This is a genomic window from Mesorhizobium sp. WSM1293 (assembly GCF_000513875.1).
In the GTDB taxonomy this organism is placed as follows: domain Bacteria; phylum Pseudomonadota; class Alphaproteobacteria; order Rhizobiales; family Rhizobiaceae; genus Mesorhizobium; species Mesorhizobium ciceri.
In genome coordinates, this window is record NZ_AZUV01000010.1 from 186,111 (window position 1) to 201,052 (window position 14,942).

A 14,942-nucleotide genomic window follows, 5' to 3' on the forward strand; every position below is an offset into this window, starting at 1 on the left:
ATGGGAACCTAGCTCCAGCGGAAACGGAGCAGGCTGATCGCTCCCGTTGCGGCAGGTTCGATGCAGACCCCGGGTTCAGAAAGTTCAGAGCAGAAAAACGCGGGCGTCGCACTGTACCGGCGTTGCGCCCTGCAGATCGCGTCCGCGATCAGAACCGGCGCGCTCGAACCCGGGCTCATCTTGCTGGAAGGTCCGATTTCATCCGTCTTCGAGACGAGCCGGGCCACTGTGCGCAAGGCAATGGGGACACTTGCCGATGACGGCCTCATCGAGCGTTTCAACGGGCGCGGATTTGCCGTCGCAGGCCGGCCTGACGGCTCGCCGCTGACAAAACGACGGCTGTCCGGGAAGGATTTCATGCTCGATGAAGCGGTCAGGCCGGACGGCAAGCCGGCGGCGGACCAGATGATCGCCAGCGTCGAGGCCGCCATAATGGTCGCCATCGCCTTCGGCCATTACCGGGTTGACGAGCAGGGGCTTGCCGACAGTTTCAGCGTCAGCCGCCCGGTTGCCCGCGAAGTGCTGTGGCGCCTGCGCGAATCCGGTCTGGTCGAAAAAAACCTGCACTCATCATGGCTGGTGGGGCCGGTCACGGCACAGGCAATCGCGCATGATCGCGAAGTGCGCATGCTGCTTGAGCCACACGTGCTCAAACAGTCAGCGCCACAGCTGCGGCATGAAGAACTGGCGGCGATGCGCGAAGCCGTTTCGGGCGCCATGGCGATGGAGGGAAAGATACCCAGGGATGTCATCGAAGGCATCGAGCGGGATCTCCACGTCTCATGTCTGCGGCACTTCGACAACAAGCGCATGAGCCAGATACTGCACGGGTGCCGCCTGCCGATGATCGTGGACGCGCTGTTCGCGCAATTCATAGGAATATATCGCGACGAATCGACCTTCGCCGAGCACCTGGAAATCATCGACAGGCTGCTGGCGGGGGCGTTCGAAGACGCGGCGGCTTCCCATGCGGCGCATCTTCACAACGAAGGCCGCCGTACGCTGGACCGTCTCAAGGTTCTTTCGGTCCTGCCGGAGCCCGAGGTGGCGCCATACCTGCAACGAATTGTCTGAACAGGAGATAGTCATGCGCAAGATTCCCCCTTTGAACGCCATCCGCGCATTCGAAGCCGCCGCCCGCAACCGCAGCTTCACGGCTGCGGCGTCGGAACTTTGCGTGACGGTGACCGCGATCTCGCACCAGATCCGCCACCTCGAGGAACAGATCGGGCAGAAGCTGTTCGAGCGCACCCCGAGGGCCGTCACCCTGACCTTACTTGGCGAGAGGCTTTATCCGGTCTTGCGCGAGGGTTTCGACCGGTTCGCTGAAGCCTTCGAGGAACTGGAAGACAGGAGCCAGTGCGACACGCTGACCGTGACCACGACGCGCGCCTTCGCCGAGCGCTGGCTGATGCCCAGGCTCTCCCGCTTCACAAGATCGTTTCCGGGGCTGAGCGTGAATGTCGAGGGATCGGATGCGCTGGTCGATCTGCGCACGGCCAATACCGACGTCGCGATCCGATACGGCATGCCGGCAAGCGACGAGCTTTCCTCGTTGCCACTCCTGACCGACGTCTATCACCCCGCGGTCGCCATCCCGGCGGATGGTCGTGCCTCGACCAGGATCGAGGATTACATGTCGCGCCCCTTGCTCGCCTATCAATGGCACAACAGGTCGATCGACTGTCCCAATTGGGCGAAGTGGCTGAGCGCCGCCGGCAAGGCTGGCGCGGAGGACTACCGGCTGTCCTGGATCAACGACGAAAGTCTAGCGCTGCACGCCATGGAACGCGGCTTCGGGCCACTTCTGTGTTCCAACGTGATGGTCGCGGAAGGCTTCGAAAGCGGTCGGCTCGCGCGGATCGATGGTCCCGACCTGAACGGTTTCAGCTACCGCGTCGCCTTCGTTCCGACACGCAGGACCAAGCGCACCATTGGACGGTTCACCGATTGGCTGCGCAGCGAAGCATCCGACTTCGGCAACACCTACAGGGGACTTGCCGCCTGACCGCGATCGGTCATCAACGCTACCGGCCCGTCATAATAAGGCAGATTCTCCACGCGTACCTGGCCACCACCACGCCGGAAGGCATCCACATGCGCGACGATTTCGGCGAGCGGTGCGAACCAGACATTGTGGCTGGCAAGAATCCTTTCGAGAAATTTCTGCACCAGCCGCCATCGCGCAAGCCGGCCTGTCAGGAAAGGATGCCAGACCGGCATCCACAAGCCCCCGGCCTCATAATGCGCCTCGAACTCCTCGAAGAAGGCCGACAAGCCAATCGAAGGGGAGCGCACGGGCATCATATAGCCGATCTCCTCGAAATGCGCGAAGGCCGGCCAGTCATCGTTGCCCCAGTGCGGCGGTACTTCAAACAGCTCTCCGGCCGGGGTTTTCATCAGGTAGGGAATGTCGTCGGCCATCAGTGAGGAATCGTAGCTGAAACCATGTTCGACAAGCAGGTCCACGGTTCCCTGGGTGACATTGTAGACAGGTGCCCGATAGCCGGTGGGTTTCCTGCCTGTCATGCGCTGATGCACCTGCAGCGCCCGTTCGAACCAATGGCGCTGTTCGGGTTGCGCGATGGTCGTTGGGTCTTCATGCAGGAACCCGTGATGGCCGATCTCGTGACCGTCGCGCAGGATTGCTTCCACCGCGTCCGGGTACTGTTGCATCGTCCAGGCGGGTATGAAGAACGACTGTTTCAGCCCGAGGCGCCGATAGGTTTCCAGGATGCGCGGCACCGCCACCGTCGGGCCGTAGCGGCCCATCGTGATGGGATAGAGCCGGTTGAAACCGTCGCGCGGCCTGGCGATGTGGATCAGGCTGTCGGCATCCATGTCGAACGATATCGAACATGCGCATCGAGCCCCGTTTGGCCAGGCGATAGGGTTGAGGATCATCCGATCATTCCCCTTCGCCGACAATGAACGCCAGGCTTTGCGGCATCTGGTCGGCGCCGTTGACCGGGACCATGTCCTGCGGGCACGCCGACATGACCGCGACAACGTCGATCTCTGCGCGGAGCACGAACCGGTCGCCGCTGGATGAGACCGGCGCCAGCCAGGAGATCGAGCCATCGGCCGCGACGGGCGTGTTCATCCAGATGTTGAGGGGCGCCGGCACCGTGGCCGGCTGGCGGCCAACAGCCTGCATTGCCTGCTTGAAATTGTCCGTGCAGTTGTCGTGGTAGCCTTGCGCGCCCAACTGGCGATAGCGATGGACGTCGCAAGCGGCGACGACCGTGTCGTGGACGCCTGGCGAGGTGTCCTCGATCACGGTCATCAATGGTCGGCGGGCATTGCTCACCAGTGCGCTTTTCTCGCGCAACCCGATTCCGCTCGCGACCGCATGCTGGTGCGGCATCGACGAGAATTCGTTGAGGTCAGCCGCGTTGAAGGCCCAGAAATCGCACACCTGCGAGCCATGGGTGTTGATGATGGTGAGTAACTGGCCAGCACCGACCACGACGGCGCGGCCCTCGCGGGCGGGAATTTCATAAAGGTGTCCGAGGATCGGGATGCCGTTTTCGGATACCCTGCCGGATGAACTGCCGTTGCGGCCGTCGGGGATGCTGGGTTCGCTCATTGCCTGGGATGGTGTCATGATTGTTCTCCTTCAATGGCAATCATCCTTGCCATTGCGGAGACGCATGAACGAATGGGATATTCTCAACCGCAGTTACAAAAAACTATCGATGCCGTGGCGATGTGATGCCAGCTGCCCGGCGGCAAGGACCGCATCGTCAGAACCGCTTGTGGCGGTCAGCAACACCGATGTTGGCAGCCCCCGCGAGTCGATTCCGGAGGTTAACGCCACGCCCGGCATGTCGAGAAAACTGCCAATCATCGCCATCGACAAGGTCTTCAAATTGACCTTGGCGAAGAGTTCGTTATCACTGGCCAGTGGGGCTAGCAGCGGTGCGACCTGGGGAACAGTTGGCTGGATTAGTATGGCGCCGTCGAGTTCACCGCGCAGCGCACCAATCAGCTCCGTCCGGATTCGCCGCAAGGCAATCATATTCTCGGGTGGCGTTGCAGCCGCAATATCGAGGCGGGCAGACACACGCGGGTCGATTAGCGCGCGTTCCTGCGATGCCAGCAGATTCCGATGAAGCGCCGCCGCCTCGACGCCGCCGGGCCAGCCAAACTTCGCGATAGCGGCCCTGGCGCTACCGATTGACGGGACCACGTTCCGTTCGACAAGCATCCCGCGGGATCTTAGGAGATCGGAGAACGCAAGCAGATTTTGAGCAACCGCCGGCTCGAGATCAGGATCATCGAGCAGACTATGCTCAACGATGAAGTGGCGCGGCGCGGGGGTATTGGTCGGCGCGGCGCCGCGCATCAGGGCATCCATCAAAAAACAGTCCTCGGCGTTTTTCGCCAACGGGCCGGCGGTGTCGAAACTCGCGGCCAGCGGATAGACGCCGCGCATGTCGTACCGTCCCCGCGAGGGGCGAAAGCCGGCGATGCCGTTGAAAGCGGCCGGCACTCGGACCGAGCCGGCCGTATCCGTCCCGAGCGCGACCGCGACGATACCGCGCTGGACCGCGATGGCTGATCCCGAAGAGGAGCCCCCGGGGACACGGTCTTCCTGCCCCAAGGCGGCAGGGGTGCCAAAATGGGGATTGAGGCCGAGGCCGGAAAACGCGAACTCCCTGAGATTGGTCTTGCCGATCGGGATCATGCCGAGCTTGCGCAGGTTGGCCACGATGGCGCTGTCGTGCGGCGCGGTGGGCAGAGCCAGTCTTGTCCGTGAGCCGGCGGAGGTAACCGAGCCCACCACGTCGAACAGATCCTTGACGGCGAAGGGGATGCCGTCGAAATCGCTGAGCGCCGCGCCTGCCGACCTTCGTCGCGTAGCGGCCGCGGCTTCGGCCAGTGCGGCTTCCTCCATCAAGCTTATGAATACGCCGGCCGACCCCCTGGCCTTGTCCAGTGCCGCGCTCACGAGCATGTCCGATGTCTCGATATGTTCGATCAGCAGGCGCGCCTGCCCGGCTAACGTCCCAGTATCCATCTCTTCACCTCCGGATGGTGACTTCTGGCGGGGCTTGCAGCCGATGCCAGTGAGAAGACCTCAAGAGGGCTTGAGCGCAATCACCGGCCCCCTCCATTCAACCCCTCTTGAGAACTGCTCACTTGAGCGACCGGCACGCCACACGGTTAGTAGCCGGCGTGCGGAAGCGTCAATCGCTGGACCGCGCAATTCCTGGGAGGGAGAACCTGATGAAAATCACGAGACGCGGATTGCTTGCGACAGCAACCCTGGCGGCGCCGGCGCTTTTGCTGGCACGCACCGGCTTCGCAGCCAGCGGGACCTTGAAGGCGGCGATTGTCATGCCGGGCGCCATCACCGACCATGGCTGGAGTCAGTCGGGTTACGAGGCGATGGGGGTCGTCACCGAAAAACTCGGTATCGAGACGGCTTACAGCGAGAAGGTAACGCAACCGGACCACGTCGAGGTTCTCTCGGACTACGCGCGGCGCGGCTTCACCCACGTGATCGGGCACGGCGGAGAGTTCCAGGATGCGATCGACCGCGTGGCCGCACGGTTCACCGACACCCGCTTCATTGTCACCAATGGCCTTCATGCCGCCGATAATGTCAGCACTGCCGATTTCTATTTCAGCCAACCAGCCTATGTGCTGGGCTTTCTTGCCGGGCGCCTGTCGAAGTCCGGCAAGGTCGGCCTGATCCAGGCGCAGAAGTTCAAGTTCACCAACGACACGCTGGCTGGCTTCGAGGCAGGATTCAAGACCGCGCGGCCTGATGGCGCGGTGTTCGCCACCTGGACCGGCGACTGGGACGATGTCGCCAAAGGCAAGGAGGCGGCACTGAACCAGATCGCACAGGGAGCGGATATCATCTGGCCAACAATGGACAGTGCCACGCAGGGCGCCCTGCAGGCCGTCCGCGAGAAGGGCGTGAAGGCGTTCGGCCTCTACTACGACGCCATCACGAAATGGCCCGATATCATGCTGCAGTCGTCAATCCTTGATGTGAAGTCGCTGATCGTGGCGCTGCTGACGACAGCCAGGGATGAAGGGCTGACGGGCAAGAATTACAGGTACGATTTCAACAATCCCGATGTAGTGCGGCTGGGAACATTCGCATCCGAGATTCCCGCCGACACCGCCACCGAGGTTGCAACCCTGATGTCGAGGATCAGGTCCGGCCAACTTGTCATCGAACCGGCCTGAGCGCCGCGATCGCGGCTAGGCCGGCTCTTTCAGGCCGTGCCTAGCTTTGCGCGAATGTCGCGCCGGCACCGGTGGGTAATCCGGGAAACAAGGTGGGAGAGGTGATTGTCGTACCTAGTTCTTGATCGGATCAGCAAGCGGTTTGGCGGCTTCAATGCACTGACCAATATCAGCCTTTCCGTCGAGCGGGGGACGGCTCGTGCGGTACTCGGCGAGAACGGAGCAGGCAAGACCACGTTGATGAACGTGCTTTTCGGCCTCTACCGGCCAACCGAGGGAAGCATCCAGATCGATGGCAAGGCCGTCTCTTTCAGGTCGCCAGCCGATGCGATCGCCTATGGCGTGGGTATGATCCACCAGCACATGCATCTGGCCGAGGCGCTGACCGTTACCGAAAACATCGTGCTCGGTCTCGGCGGTTTGCACAGCCCGCTCAACCTGCGCCGGCACTCCGCGAAAATCGCGGCGCTGAGCGAGCGTTATGGCCTCGCTGTCGAGCCGGACCAGCCGGTCTGGAAACTGCCGATCGGCATGCGCCAGCGGGTGGAAATCCTGAAGATGCTCTACCGGGGCGCCAAGATACTGGTGCTGGACGAACCGACAAGCGTGCTGGCGCCGAACGAGATCGACTCGTTCCTTGAGCGCGTGAAGGCATTGCGCGACGACGGCACGACAATTCTTTTCGTCACGCACAAACTCGATGAGGTCATGCGGATCGCCGACACGGTTTCGGTCATGCGCCACGGCCAGTTGGTGGCCGAGCGCGACATTGGGCAGACGGATGTGCGGCAGCTTTCCCGACTGATGGTCGGCAGGGATGTCGAGCCGGTGCGGGTTCCGCGTCTGACCGCGCCGGGAGGTCCGGTTCTGGAATGCGTGGATCTTGTCGCGCGCGGCGAACGCGGACTGACGGCGCTTGACCGGGTTTCGCTGACGATACGCCAGGGCGAGATCCTGGGCGTGGCCGGTATCGACGGTAACGGACAAAGCGAACTGGCGGAAATTATCTGCGGTCTGCGCAAGCCGGAGTCCGGCAGCATTCGCGCTGGCGCCAGGGAGATTACCGGGCTCGGTGTTTCAGCGCGGATGCGCGGCTCTCGGATTGGGTTCGTGCCCGAGGACAGGCACGGCACCGGCCTTGTGCTCGACCATTCGATTGCCACCAACTTCGTGCTGCGATCCTTTCATCGCAGGCCTGTTTCACGCTTGGGCCTGATCAATGCACGTTTTATCGCTGAACAGGCGCGGCGGATGATGAAACGCTACGACGTGCGGTCCCGCTCGCCCGCTCAGCCGGCACGGGAGCTTTCCGGCGGCAACCAGCAGAAAATCATCCTGGCGCGCGAAATTGAAGCAGGATCCGAGATCCTGGTCGTCATGCAGGCGACCAAGGGCCTTGACGTCGGCGCGATCGAATTCGTCCAGCGGAAAATACTTGAGGCGCGGGATCGCGGCGTCGCGGTCCTCTACATTTCGACGGAGCTTGAACATATCGCCGAGGTTGCCGACCGCATCGCCGTCATGCATCGCGGCCGCTTCACGGGAGAGGTCCTTCCAGGGCAGGCGACGGCCGAGCATATCGGCCTGCTGATGTCGGGCTTGTCGGTGGGAGAACAACAATGACGCGACTGCGCGACGCACTTGTCGGCTTGCGGGTTGTCATGGCCGTCGCCGTGGCGCTCGGGCTTGGCTCAATCCTGATCCTGGTGACGGGAGCCGATCCGGTGAAAGCCTATGCCGCTCTCGTTCACGAGGCGCTTTTCGACTATTGGGGCCTGTCCAACACAATCGTGAAAACGTCTCCCATCCTGCTTGCCTCGCTTGCGTGCATGGTGCCGCTGCGGGCTGGCGTCTACAATATCGGCGGCGAGGGCCAGATCTACATGGGCGGCCTGTTCGGCACGCTGGCGGCGCTGCATCTGCCCGCGCTTCCTTCCATGATTGCAATTCCCTCGGCGCTCCTGTGCGCCATGCTGGGCGGGGCGCTTTGGGCGGGCATCGCAGGCTTGTTGAAAGCATGGCGGGGCATCAACGAGGTCATCGTGACCCTGCTGATGAACTACATCGCCATCCACGTCGTGAGTTTCGCGGTCAGTGGCCCGATGATCGCCAGCGGGGCACCTTACCCCTACTCGGACGAGATTCCCGAGCAATACCGGTTGCCGCTGCTGATGCCGCAGACGGACGCTCATATCGGAATCATTTTCGGTCTTGTCGCGGCAGGCGTGATCGCCTTCATCTTCGCTCGCACAGCGACTGGCCTGTCACTCGACATTGTCGGCAAAAGCCCGAGGGCTGCCAGGTACGCCGGGCTGAACGTGAAAACCCATATCGTCGCTTCGATGGCCTCGGGGGGAATGCTGGCTGGCCTGGCCGGCGGCATCGAAGTGCTTGGCCTGAAATATCGCCTCTTCCATCTTTTCAGTCCCGGCTATGGTTTCGATGGCGTCGTTGCCGCCTTCATCGCCAATGCCAATCCGGCCTTTGCCCCGCTGTCAGCCCTGTTCCTTGGCGCGCTCAAATCCGGCGCCAGTGTGATGCAGCGGGCCGCCGGCGTGGAGGGAACCGTCGTCGACGCCATTGTTGGCCTGGTCGTCATCCTGGTCGCCGCCAGCCTGGCCTGGAAAGGCGATCTTCTGGGCGGCCTGATCGAGGGGTTCAGGCTAAAGCCGACGCCGGCCGACCAGGTTAACCCGACGGAGCGACAATCATGAGTTTCCTCTCCGACATTGGTCTGATCGCCGTCCTGCTGGCTTCCGGGGTCAGGCTGGCAACGCCGATCGGCTTCGCGGCCCTGGGCGGCGTGCTTGCCGAGCGCAGCGGCGTCTACAATGTCGGCCTGGAAGGGATGATGTTGTGGGGTGCGTTCGGGGCGGCGGCCGGCACTTATCTCACAGGTTCACCGGTCGCGGGGCTCGTCGTCGGGATACTGCTGGGCGCGGTGGCGGGACTGCTGCTTGCCCTGCTGTGCGTCAGCCTGGCGGTCAACCAGCTCGTAGCCGGAATTGCCATCAACTTGCTGTGCGCTGGCCTCACGGCCTTCCTGGCCCGCGCTCTGTTCGGGCTTGCGGGCGGCGGAACCGCGGTCAGCGGATTTGCTTCGCTGCCTGTCCCCTACCTCTCGGGATTGCCGCTGATCGGTCCGGCCCTCTTTAATCAGGATCCGCTGGCTTACATGCTGCCTGTGCTCATGGCGGCCGTGACGATCTGCCTTTATCGAACGCAGGCGGGTCTAAGACTAAGGGCCGCCGGCGAGAGCCCGAGGGCGGCTGATTCAGCCGGTGTCAACGTAACGGCGGTCCGCTACGTTTCGCTGGCACTGAGCGGCGCGTTCGCCGCGGCCGGCGGCTGCCATCTTGTGTTGTGCCAAGTCTACATATTTTCCGAGGGCATGAGTGCGGGAAAAGGCTTTATCGCGCTAGCCGCGATCATCCTCGGCCGCTGGCATCCGGTCGGCGCGGTTGTCGCGGCTCTCTTCTTCGGATTGTGCGACGCGTTGCAATTGCAATTGCAGTTCTCCAATCCGCTTGTGCCCTATCAGATCTTTCTGATCCTGCCCTTTGCCGCGTCATTGGTTGCTCTTGTGTGGTTCAACAAGGGCACTCGGCAACCGGCGGCGACAGGCACTGTCTTCGATCGGGAAGCCCGTTAGGGTACGGACAGCGGCTCGATCCATGCGGCCGGCTAACCACGAAAGCCGCCCGCATTTCGCCCGCGCCCGATATCGCCGCCTTTTGTCATCTCACGGAATTGCTCCGTTCATCGCCGATCAGCGCCGGCCTCAGTGCGCAGGCCAGGACAACGCCATCCAGCATGAAGGCAACCCGCCCGGTCTTGACACGCAAAGCGCGTTTTGTTTATAATGCAATCAAGTTGCAAATAGTGCAACAAATGGGAGAAGACATTGCTGAAAATCTTGCGGGCGCTGGTCGCCACGCTCAACGGATTTGTGCCGGTCGTTGTTGTGTCCGCAGCGGGTGGGCACCCGGCAAGCGCTGTTCCGGGCAGGGCGCTGCCGAAACATGCAAAGATGGCGAGCTAGACGATGCAGTCCCCGAAGCTGAGACGGGATACGCGGCTGGTTCATGCCGGCCGCCACCCAGCCGATTTCGGCGGTGTCGTAAACACGCCAGTGGTCCGCGCCTCGACGGTGCTCTATCCTGACATCGGCGCTTACGAACGCTCCCGGGCCAGCAAATTTGGCGCGTTGCGCTATGGCCGTTATGGCACGCAGACGTCCTTCGCGCTCGCCGAGGCGATGGCCGAAATTGAAGGTGCGGATGGAGCCGTTCTCTATCCGTCAGGCCTGGCGGCAATTGCCGGCGTGCTGAAATCCCTGCTTAGCCCGGGAGACCATCTGCTGGTCACCGACGCGGTGTACGGCCCGGCGCGAAATTTCTGCGAAACCGAGCTTCGCCGCAACGGGATTGACGTCACGTTCTTCGCTCCCGACATCGGCGCGTCCATTGGCGATCTGGTGCGACCGCAAACCCGGGTGGTCTATTGCGAGTCGCCAGGCAGCCTGACCTTCGAGGTCCAGGACATTCCGGCGATTGTGGCCGCCTGCCGTTCACCCGACATCGCCATCGTTGTCGACGACACCTGGGCGACGCCCTTCTTCCACCGGCCGCTGGACCTTGGTGCCCATGTCACGATCCACGCGGCGACGAAGTACATCGTCGGGCACTCGGATGCGATGCTGGGTGTGGCGGTGGCGAACGAACGCCACTTGCCGCGGATCCGGGACTGGGCCGCCGGACACGGCGTGCTTGCCGGGCCGGATGAATGCTGGCTTGCCTTGCGAGGGCTGCGCTCGCTGGGCGCCAGGTTGCGCCAGCACCAGGAGAGCGCGAAGACGATAGCCGGGTCGCTAAAGGGGCATCCCGCCGTCGAGAGAGTGCTCTATCCAGCACTTGATACCGACAGCTCGCACACGATCTGGGGCCGGGATTTTTCGGGAGCGACTGGGCTGTTCGGCGTTGAACTGGTGAACACCAGCCCTGATATGGTCCGCGCCTTCATCGACTCCCTCGAGCTGTTTGGCATCGGCTCCAGCTGGGGCGGCTTCGAGAGCCTGATCCTCCCTTCAAAACCGGTACGCACAGCCAGCGAACCACACTGGAAAGGTCCGCTGCTGCGGCTTCACATCGGCCTCGAGGATCCCGACGATCTTCTCGATGACCTTCAGCGCGGCCTTGACGTGATGCACGAAGCCAACTGCCATGACGAAAGGAAACGCAATGTCCAGCATCGTTGACGATGAAGTCCAGGCACTCGTTGCCGAGGCAAAGACGCGTATCGAGGGTGATGGCGCGAACCGCGGCAGTCTGGCCGATGTCCTCGCGGTCATCGAGCGGGCCGCGAGCCTGCCCGGGCGCTGGGGTCCCGATCGTTATCCCGATCCCGATGCCGGGGAACGGCAGGCCCGCTATCTGATCGCGACCGATCCCGATGACAGCTTCACGCTCTATCTCAATGTGATGCGGCCAGGAAACCGGATACCGCCCCACAATCACACGACCTGGGCTTGCATCGCCGCCGTCGAGGGTGCCGAGCACAACACACTTTACGAGCGCACCGACGGACGCACCGGCGCCGGACCCGCGACGCTGCGCTTAACTGGTGAGGTCGACGTGCGGCCGGGCAGCGGCATCGCGCTCCTGGCGGACGACATCCACTCGGTGGAGATCCGGGGCGAACAGCCGATCAGGCATTTGCATTTCTACGGGAAGGCGCTCGAGACGCTCAGCGAGCGTCTGATGTTCGATCTCGATGCGGGTGAGGCGAAGCCGATGAAGATGGCTGTCGCGACGAAGAAATAGGGCAGGCAGGATGCGATTTCCCTCACCCATCAGTGCCTCCTCGGCAAAGGCGTGGCTATCCGACGGGCAAGAGCTTGCCTTGCTCGACGTTCGCGAGGCGGGAGAGTTCGCCTCGGGCCATCCGCTGTTTGCCACTTCGCTGCCGTTTGGTGTGCTGGAGGCCAAATTGCCTGTCCTGGTGCCCTCGACGGCTTGCCGGATCGTTTTCATGGATGACGGCTATTCGCATCGAGCCGAACGGGCCGCGGAAATAGCCCAGCGGCTCGGGTATCGGAATGTGTTTTTTCTCGATGGCGGAGCGACCGGATGGCAACGATCGGGACTGTCTCTTTTCGAGGGTGTATTCGTTCCGAGCAAAGCGTTCGGCGAACTGGTCGAGCAAGCCTTCTCTGTGCCGCATGTATCTCCTGAAGAGCTTAATCGTTGGCAGGGGGAGGGCAGGAGGCTCGTCCTGCTCGACGGGCGACCGTCTGAGGAACATCACCGGATGAACATTCCGGGCAGCATCTGTCTGCCCAACGGCGACCTTGCGTATCGGGCAAGCGCCATTATCTCGGATCCGGAAATTCCGGTGGTGGTTCATTGCGCGGGTCGCACCAGATCCATCATCGGTGCCCAGATACTTCGTGACCTCGGCTTTCCCAATCCCGTCTTCGCGCTGGAAAACGGAACCCAGGGCTGGACGCTTGCCGGCCTCGACCTGGAACGTGGATCGGACCGAGCTGTCGAGGCGGCACCAGATGAGGAAAGCCGGACGACGATGCGGGCCAGGGCGAGGACGCTCGGCGAGGCGTGGCAAGTGCCGTTTGTCGATGTCGCGACCGTGAATGCCTGGCTCGGCGATGGGCTCAGGACGACCTATGTCTTTGACGTGCGCGGCGATGCCGAATTTCACAGCCATCACATCGAAGGCGCCACGCACGCACCAGGCGGCCAGCTCATCCAGTCGACCGACCATTGGGTTGCGGTACGCCGGGCGCGGATAGTGCTGGCCGACGATACCGGCCTGCGGGCCGTGGTCGTTGCCCGTTATCTGAAGATGATGGGGCTCGATTGCCACGTGCTGGCGGCCGCTGAAGACGCGTGGGGCGACATTGTATCGCCACGGCCGCCGCGCCCCGCGATGCCGGACCTGCCGCGCGCGGCGGTTCCGCTGCCGCGCGATGCCATCGTCCTCGACGTCAGGCCAAGCATGGCATATCGCTCAGCTCACATTTCAGGCGCTCAATGGGCGCTCAGGCACCAGCTCAGCGAGCGGCTGAAACATGTCGAGAAGGCGGCGCTGGTCGTGTTATGCGCCGACGACAGCGACGTCCTCGCACTTGTCGCCTCGGATCTCAGGGCAGACGGATTTTCCAATCTGGCCGAGTTCTCGGGCACGGCTGCCAGCTGGCGGGAAGCGGGCTTCCAGGTGGTTTCGACACCGGACCAGCCATCGGACGCTCAGGCGCTGGATTTCGTCTTTTTCACCCATGACCGTCACAGCGGGAACCTTGAGGCGGCTCGTCGCTACCTGTCCTGGGAAACGGGTCTGGTTGGCCGCCTCGACGCCGCCGAGAAACTTGAACTGAGCCGTTGCCTGCCGACGCGAACGGAATCGTTCGCAATGCCTCGACAAAGCGAAAAACGACTTTCCAACGCGGGATGAAAACAGAAACCCTCAGCTTGAGGGTCACCAAAGCATGCCAATAAAATGAAAATCAGTTGCACTATATGCAACCTTAAGAAAGGGGAATATGATATGACCATGCAGAAATCGATCCGTATCGTAGCCGTGCTCGCGGCAATGGCTCTTGGAACGCAGCTCGCCGCTGCCGATCCGATCATGATCGGGCTGAGCAGCCCGCAGACCGGCGGCGCGGCCTATCTCGGCCAGCATCAACGCTGGGGCGCGGAGCTCGCGATCGAGGAAATCAATGCGGCAGGCGGCGCTATTGGCCAGCAGCTCCAGCTCTCAGTCCAGGACAACCAGTGCAACCCCACCCAGGGCGCCGCCAGCGCCGAACAGTTGATCAGCGTCGGCAAGGTTTCCGCCATCGTTGGCGCGCTCTGCAGTTCGGCTACGCTGAGCATCATGCCGATCATCGAAAAGGCAGGCATCCCGCTGGTGGTCGAGACGTCAACCTCGCCGAAAATCACCGAACTGGCGGGTGTCGGCGGCAACAAATGGACGTTCCGCATCAACCCGTCCGACCAGGAACTGGCAATCGGCCTCGCCCGCTATCTGATCGCCGACGGCAAGATCAAGAAAGTTGCCTTCGCCGGCGAGGACACTGATTACGGCCGTGGTGGTCATGCCGCCCTGAAGACCGTGCTCGAGAAGAACGGCGTCGAGGTTGGCAGTGGCGACTTCTTTGGCCGCGACACACAGGACTTCTCGGCCTTTCTGGCCCGCATGGGCTCGGACAAGCCGGACGCTATCGCCGTCTACCTCAATGGAGCGGACGAACTGAACTTCCTGCGGCAGTACCGCGCCTCCGGTCTGAACATCCCGCTGACAGGGCGTGTCGAATTCTCGGAGCTCCAGGAAGGCGTTGTCGAAAGCGGTGCGATCAACGGCGCGACGAGCGTGTTCCCTTATTCCGAGCAGATCACGGTCGGCGACAACACAGCCTTTGTCGAGCGGTTCCGCAAGAAGTTTGGCGAGGTGCCGAATGCCCAAAGCTATGAGGGCTATACGGCCATCAGGCTGGTTGCCGACGCGATCGAGCGGGCGAAGTCGGCCGAGCCCGGCAAGATCCGTGATGCGCTGCAGAGTGCGTCCTTCAAGGCGACGCTGGGCGATGTGCTGAAATTCGATGATCATCACCAAGCCCATCCTTCGGCGGTGATTCTGCAGATCGAGAACAGCAAGGTGGTCGTCAAAGGGCTGTTCAACACCTGATCGGGCCACGGTCCTTTTCGCGAACGAGG

The 14,942-nt window shown here is 62.5% G+C and carries 14 protein-coding genes; 10 read left to right on the top strand and 4 right to left on the bottom strand.

What is annotated here, in order from left to right; all coding sequences use genetic code 11:
• Nucleotides 1–8: 8 nt before the first annotated feature.
• Nucleotides 9–431 carry a hypothetical protein gene (locus M729_RS1000000139235; protein ID WP_245267571.1) on the bottom strand — a complete coding sequence of 141 codons (423 nt, stop codon included), beginning with the start codon at nucleotides 429–431 and terminating at the stop codon, nucleotides 9–11.
• On the opposite strand from M729_RS1000000139235, the gene M729_RS0114295 reads away from it, so the two are divergent.
• On the top strand, nucleotides 406–1,074 hold the full coding sequence (locus M729_RS0114295; RefSeq protein ID WP_245267572.1) for an FCD domain-containing protein: 669 nt from the start codon (nucleotides 406–408) through the stop codon (nucleotides 1,072–1,074). The two genes, M729_RS1000000139235 and M729_RS0114295, sit on opposite strands and share 26 nt — an antisense overlap.
• 13 nt (nucleotides 1,075–1,087) lie before the next feature.
• The gene (locus tag M729_RS0114300; protein ID WP_027161954.1) at nucleotides 1,088–2,008 is read left to right on the top strand and encodes a LysR substrate-binding domain-containing protein; all 921 of its coding nucleotides are present in this window, start codon (nucleotides 1,088–1,090) and stop codon (nucleotides 2,006–2,008) included.
• Here the strand turns inward: M729_RS0114300 and M729_RS01000000135095 are convergent.
• From M729_RS01000000135095 to M729_RS01000000135100, 3 genes are all read right to left on the bottom strand, one after another.
• Nucleotides 1,987–2,841: a polysaccharide deacetylase gene (locus tag M729_RS01000000135095; RefSeq protein WP_245267573.1), complete on the bottom strand. Its 855-nt coding sequence runs from the start codon at nucleotides 2,839–2,841 to the stop codon at nucleotides 1,987–1,989. The two genes, M729_RS0114300 and M729_RS01000000135095, sit on opposite strands and share 22 nt — an antisense overlap.
• A gap of 67 nt (nucleotides 2,842–2,908) precedes the next feature.
• Nucleotides 2,909–3,607 (bottom strand): urea carboxylase-associated family protein, encoded by a 699-nt coding sequence (locus M729_RS0114310; RefSeq protein WP_050596243.1) that lies wholly within the window; start codon nucleotides 3,605–3,607, stop codon nucleotides 2,909–2,911.
• 75 nt (nucleotides 3,608–3,682) lie between these two features.
• Nucleotides 3,683–5,023 (bottom strand): amidase family protein, encoded by a 1,341-nt coding sequence (locus M729_RS01000000135100; RefSeq protein ID WP_084652630.1) that lies wholly within the window; start codon nucleotides 5,021–5,023, stop codon nucleotides 3,683–3,685.
• Nucleotides 5,024–5,232: 209 nt separating this feature from the next.
• Here M729_RS01000000135100 and M729_RS0114320 point away from each other — a divergent pair, with 209 nt between their 5' ends.
• The 8 genes from M729_RS0114320 (at nucleotide 5,233) to M729_RS0114365 (ending at nucleotide 14,913) form a co-directional block, all read left to right on the top strand.
• Nucleotides 5,233–6,207, top strand: coding sequence for a BMP family protein (locus M729_RS0114320; RefSeq protein WP_027161956.1), 975 nt, complete (start codon nucleotides 5,233–5,235; stop codon nucleotides 6,205–6,207).
• Between the two features lie 105 nt (nucleotides 6,208–6,312).
• Nucleotides 6,313–7,830: an ABC transporter ATP-binding protein gene (locus tag M729_RS0114325; RefSeq protein WP_027161957.1), complete on the top strand. Its 1,518-nt coding sequence runs from the start codon at nucleotides 6,313–6,315 to the stop codon at nucleotides 7,828–7,830.
• On the top strand, nucleotides 7,827–8,921 hold the full coding sequence (locus M729_RS01000000135105; RefSeq protein WP_084652631.1) for an ABC transporter permease: 1,095 nt from the start codon (nucleotides 7,827–7,829) through the stop codon (nucleotides 8,919–8,921). The genes M729_RS0114325 and M729_RS01000000135105 overlap by 4 nt, the downstream gene beginning before the upstream one ends.
• Nucleotides 8,918–9,859 (top strand): ABC transporter permease, encoded by a 942-nt coding sequence (locus M729_RS0114335; protein WP_050596244.1) that lies wholly within the window; start codon nucleotides 8,918–8,920, stop codon nucleotides 9,857–9,859. The genes M729_RS01000000135105 and M729_RS0114335 overlap by 4 nt, the downstream gene beginning before the upstream one ends.
• A 393-nt stretch (nucleotides 9,860–10,252) precedes the next feature.
• Nucleotides 10,253–11,464, top strand: coding sequence for a cystathionine beta-lyase (gene metC / locus M729_RS0114350; protein ID WP_245267574.1), 1,212 nt, complete (start codon nucleotides 10,253–10,255; stop codon nucleotides 11,462–11,464).
• Complete coding sequence (locus tag M729_RS0114355; RefSeq protein WP_027161960.1) at nucleotides 11,448–12,029, top strand: cysteine dioxygenase family protein; 582 nt, start codon at nucleotides 11,448–11,450, stop codon at nucleotides 12,027–12,029. The genes metC and M729_RS0114355 overlap by 17 nt, the downstream gene beginning before the upstream one ends.
• Nucleotides 12,030–12,039: 10 nt before the next feature.
• A complete protein-coding gene (locus M729_RS01000000135110) occupies nucleotides 12,040–13,677 on the top strand; it encodes a rhodanese-like domain-containing protein (protein WP_084652632.1) in 1,638 nt (545 codons plus the stop codon).
• 93 nt (nucleotides 13,678–13,770) lie between these two features.
• The gene (locus M729_RS0114365; protein WP_027161961.1) at nucleotides 13,771–14,913 is read left to right on the top strand and encodes an ABC transporter substrate-binding protein; all 1,143 of its coding nucleotides are present in this window, start codon (nucleotides 13,771–13,773) and stop codon (nucleotides 14,911–14,913) included.
• The last annotated feature ends 29 nt before the right edge of the window (nucleotides 14,914–14,942 follow it).